A 4,275-nucleotide genomic window follows, 5' to 3' on the forward strand; every position below is an offset into this window, starting at 1 on the left:
TAGCTTGGCCAGTGGTCACCGTATCACCAAAGTTTGCGACGACCTTGATGGCGTGAAGATTTGCCACTGAAGCATCTAGCCAGAAAAAAATCCCGCGATTGCGGTAATGCCGTGCAGTTAAGATCGTTTTTTTAACGACAATCTCTCTCGTAAATTCATAAGGAATCAAGATTATGCGCAAGCTCAAAGTCATCGTCGCTGCTGCTTTGTTGGTGGGAATCTCGTCTTCGGCGTTTGCTTTGTCAAAAGGCCTTCGTATTAATACTCCAAAGGATAATCCTGCTTGTTTGGTTTACGAAGGTGGGCAGATCTGCAACTAAGACTTCTCGCGAGCAGAAAGGCCCCGATTAAAGGGCAATGCCGTTCAGTGAAGACTGAACGGCATTAATGAGATGGTCACTCCACCCTACAGGCGGTTGCGCTGTAGGGTGTTTTCATTTAGGAGGCCATCACGCAAAGCACAGCATGGGTTGGGATCGATCTGGGCAATGAAGAACGGCCCGGTCGACAGGTCGACCGGGCCGTTAAAGCCCTGCCTCAGCGATATACCGTTCGCGTGCTCAAAAAAGGTCTTAACTGAACGGCAAACTAAAATGTTTGATATCCAATCCTTCGTGACCCGCTTGGATTGAGCACTTGTCGGTATGGATCGATATGGCTCTCCATGGCAGTTACTAAGGCTTCTCGCATATCAGCCCAAGCTTGAATTTTGTTATTCAGGTCGTCCAGGGTTTCTGCAGGGGTAATTTCGGGATTAACGTAGGAGGTGCGAGCTATAAATGCATATTGCATATCTGCCATTTGTAGCGAATTGGTGGTTTCTCTGAACAGCCTGTTATAGCGATCCCGAAGACCGCCTGGCGCTTGATTCGACACAAAATCATATTGGTCTTGAGGCAACCCGGCCGAATTTTGTAATTCGTTGCGTTTCTCCAGAATCTGAGCAGCCGAAATGGTGACTTCATGATCGGGAGAGCTAACTGCATTGGCGCCACTTGAACTGCCGACACAAAAATTTCCCATATTAAAAAAACTCCAAGAAACATTTAACTGGCGTAGCCGGAAAAAATTTCGACGTCTACGCCTGAATGTATGTAATGCCGTAAATAATGGTTAATTCAACTATCCGTTTTATTCATCTCTTAAATGGCATTGCGTGTTGGGTTGAACCGAAAATTTCCCCCAAAAAGGGATACCTAAAAGGAGGGCGGCACTGTCGGAATACCGAAAGTTAAAATGTCTGAAATCCGATCCTGCGTGAACCACTTGGGCCAATTACCGCCGTGTATGGGGTGCCGTTGCTGCGCATGTAAGCCTCTATAGAGTTTCTCATAGCAGTCCAAGCTTCAATTTTCTCGTTCAGGTCAGTTAATGTGGATTGAGGGGTGATCACGCCAGGATGAACACGCGAAATCTCTGTTAGATAGTCGTGTATTACATCTGCCATTCGAATGGAGTGATTGGTTGCTGCAAAAAGAGTGTTATAGCGATGACGAAGGTCCTCGGGTGCTGCATTAAGAACGTAATCGTATTGGTTTTGCGGTACGCCAGCAGCATTTCGGAGCTCATTTCGTTTTGCCAGAATTTGTGCAGCAACGACGTGATTTTCGTGACTAGGAGAGTCCACTCCTTGAGCACCTCTAGAACCACCAACACATAAATTTCCCATTAGTAAGCCTCAACAATATAAATTCGGTCAAAGTTAAAAATTGCGACGTTTGCGCATGTATATGTGAAAGCAAGTCGATAAATAGTTCTTTGGACGAAATGTTGTAGGTCTAAATTTCAGATTGCGCTCCAATACCGGCCAGAACAGCAAGACGGAAATTCTCTTGGTACTACAGGTATCGCGCTTGTAACTCAGGTGCGGATTAGTCGCCCGTTTTTGTACTGGAAAATCGTATGCAGGATATAGCCGTCATAGTCCATGATCCTCGCCACCAGTTGGCGCATGGTCTTGCAGAAGAATTGACGCCCATCCGGGCGTATCCAGATGAAGGCCGCGCCCTTGCGCATCAGATTGCGGACATACAGCAGGGGCAGTTCTGGTTGTTCCATGATCGCGCCTTCGAGGTGGTGTTAAAGCTGACCGGGTTCCTAGATTCGGAGCCCTCCGTAAGACCGGCGGTTTCGGTCGTTTCTCGTCTACCGCCTGCCGCCGTTTTCCTGAGTTCTTCGCCCGATGATCGAATAGACGGCGCATGAGGCTTTTGCCGCAAGGGGGAAGGTTTGTAAAAGCGCGGTTGCTGGCGCTTTTATGAATGCCCCCTTGCGGCAAAAGACGCGCCGGCTATCGTTCATCGCAAAGGCGGAGAACTCTGGAGAACGGTGGCGGGTTGATCGGAGAAACGGCCTCAACTGCCCATGAGTGCGCAGCACCCACAAGCCAGGCTTTATGCGGTCAATCAAGGGCGCTGCGGCGCTCGATGAGGCGGGGGAATTTCCGTTACGCGTAACGGAAAAGAGGCGCAGCAAGATCGCGCCGTCCTCGCAAGCTGCGGGCGGCGCGAGCGAAGCGAGCGCCTAGACTTGTATTAAGCATACTTAACGGAAACAAGCCTGGAGCGGGATGCCAAGGCAGACAAACCGAAAAGAAAAAAGAGAGTAGGGAAGGGTAGTCCACAAAAGAAAATGCCCTGAAAGGACTCGCGATCCGATCAGGGCGTTCATCCAACTAGCTGAGATAGGTGAATGAATGTCTGCAAGTTATACCCCGGATTTTGATCTGTCAAACGTTTCGTTTGATACCTGCAACGAATTCGAGCAAAAGGCTCCAGGCTGGAGCGATGAGGGCATCAGAAACACGTGGAATGACCGCTACGTGGCCCGCAAGGTCACATATCCAGACGGGCAGATGGAAGTCACCGTCTGCCGTGAGAAACACTTCAAAGGCCCGGCCCCGATCATTGGCAAGCGCACCAAGCGCGGAGAATCCGAAAATCGCGAGCGAAACGAAGCTGTCGCCGCTCGCAATGCAAAGAAAAACGTAAGGGAGCGTTGCAAGTCCATTGGAGCGGATCGGATGATTACGCTGACCTATCGCGACAACATGATTGATCGCGAAAGGGCGCTCAAGGATTGGGACAAATTCCGACGCCGGGTTGGAAAGTGCGTGGATTTCCATTACGTGGCCGTGATTGAGGAACAGCAGCGGGGGGGCATTGCACTTCCAGGTTGCTGTCCGTGGCCGTCAGTGTTACCAGCTTCTCCGCTCGATCTGGTCGAGTATCGTCGGTGTCGATGAGCAAGGGCGCTCGATGTCAAATATCGATGTACGCAATCCCTCCAAGTTCGGTTTCGGGAAGGACGGCATTCACAAACTCGCCTCTTATATCGCCAAATACTGCGGCAAACAAATGGAATGCAGGGACTTCGATCAGAAGCGATATTTCGCCTCCAGGGGCATCCCTAAGCCCGATGTGCAGAGCTGGGCTCTCGCGAGCACTAATTCGCTCGGTGCCGTGCAGACAGCCTTTGTAATTGCCGGCACGGGCCTCTTGGACGGTGCGCAGTTCTGGTACAACAAAGCGCTCGACGTTATCTGGATTGCAACAGCCCCTTATCAAGGCACGGGAACTTTGGAAGCTGTTCCGTTCTAATGCTCATTGTGTTCGGCAATTGGGGGGAGCATGTCATGTCGAGTAACATCATTGTTTTGGGTGATAAAACAAGTCACGGCGGAACCGTTATTTCCGCATCAGTGAATTCCGCCACCCACGGAAAAGGTTGGGCACGGGTGGGTGATATGGTCTCTTGTCCACGCTGCCGGGGTGTTTTTCCAATAAGTCAGGGCGACAATAGCCTTCTCGATGATGGGAAGGCAGTAGCCTACGATGGTTGTAAGGTTGCTTGCGGAGCCGTACTGATTTCCACTCAATGCGTCACATCTACTGATCCTTCAAGTGTTGCTGCACCTAGCGTCTCTCTTGCATCGGGTGATTTTGGTCCTATCGGATCAAATCTTGCAGCAAGCTATCACGATGAGCCTCTAGATGACATGGGGCAGCGTTTTAGAGGCCGATTCCGAGTTATCGATTCCATTTCTGGACAGCCAGTGACTGATGAATCAGTCCGAGTTCGCTCTACAAGTGGTCAATATCTGACGGGCTCTACTGACTCAGAAGGATTTACGGAATGGGTGGAGCGAGAATCGAACGAAGCGTTGGCATTTGATCTCTTTGAAAGGATGCGACGTGACGGAACCGATTACCCCTCTACACCTCTCGCAACGGGTGGCATGTCCCCTGAAGGCACAACTACCGAAGTAAAATTAAC

7 protein-coding genes are annotated in these 4,275 nt (G+C 50.4%); 3 read left to right on the forward strand and 4 right to left on the reverse strand.

Annotated features, from left to right (window positions below):
* From I5W_RS32835 to I5W_RS13930, 4 genes are all read right to left on the reverse strand, one after another.
* The coding region (locus I5W_RS32835) for a hypothetical protein (protein ID WP_044529673.1) at positions 1 to 193 on the reverse strand (193 nt) is incomplete at its 3' end.
* A 395-nt stretch (positions 194 to 588) separates the two neighbouring features.
* Positions 589 to 1,023 (reverse strand): hypothetical protein, encoded by a 435-nt coding sequence (locus I5W_RS29815; RefSeq protein ID WP_083893533.1) that lies wholly within the window; start codon positions 1,021 to 1,023, stop codon positions 589 to 591.
* Between the two features lie 208 nt (positions 1,024 to 1,231).
* Complete coding sequence (locus I5W_RS31305; protein ID WP_159106125.1) at positions 1,232 to 1,627, reverse strand: hypothetical protein; 396 nt, start codon at positions 1,625 to 1,627, stop codon at positions 1,232 to 1,234.
* Between the two features lie 233 nt (positions 1,628 to 1,860).
* Complete coding sequence (locus I5W_RS13930) at positions 1,861 to 2,058, reverse strand: hypothetical protein (protein ID WP_044529674.1); 198 nt, start codon at positions 2,056 to 2,058, stop codon at positions 1,861 to 1,863.
* A gap of 637 nt (positions 2,059 to 2,695) precedes the next feature.
* On the opposite strand from I5W_RS13930, the gene I5W_RS33370 reads away from it, so the two are divergent.
* The 3 genes from I5W_RS33370 to I5W_RS29820 all read left to right on the forward strand — a co-directional run.
* Positions 2,696 to 3,244 carry a hypothetical protein gene (locus I5W_RS33370; protein WP_252717018.1) on the forward strand — a complete coding sequence of 183 codons (549 nt, stop codon included), beginning with the start codon at positions 2,696 to 2,698 and terminating at the stop codon, positions 3,242 to 3,244.
* Between the two features lie 13 nt (positions 3,245 to 3,257).
* Entirely contained in the window at positions 3,258 to 3,599 is a 342-nt protein-coding gene (locus I5W_RS33375; protein WP_252717019.1) for a hypothetical protein, read from the forward strand.
* Positions 3,600 to 3,634: 35 nt separating this feature from the next.
* Positions 3,635 to 4,275 (forward strand): PAAR domain-containing protein (locus tag I5W_RS29820; RefSeq protein WP_252717020.1); only part of this gene is annotated, 641 nt, incomplete at its 3' end.

Source organism: Herbaspirillum sp. B65 (assembly GCF_000333555.1).
GTDB lineage: Bacteria > Pseudomonadota > Gammaproteobacteria > Burkholderiales > Burkholderiaceae_D > Herbaspirillum > Herbaspirillum rubrisubalbicans.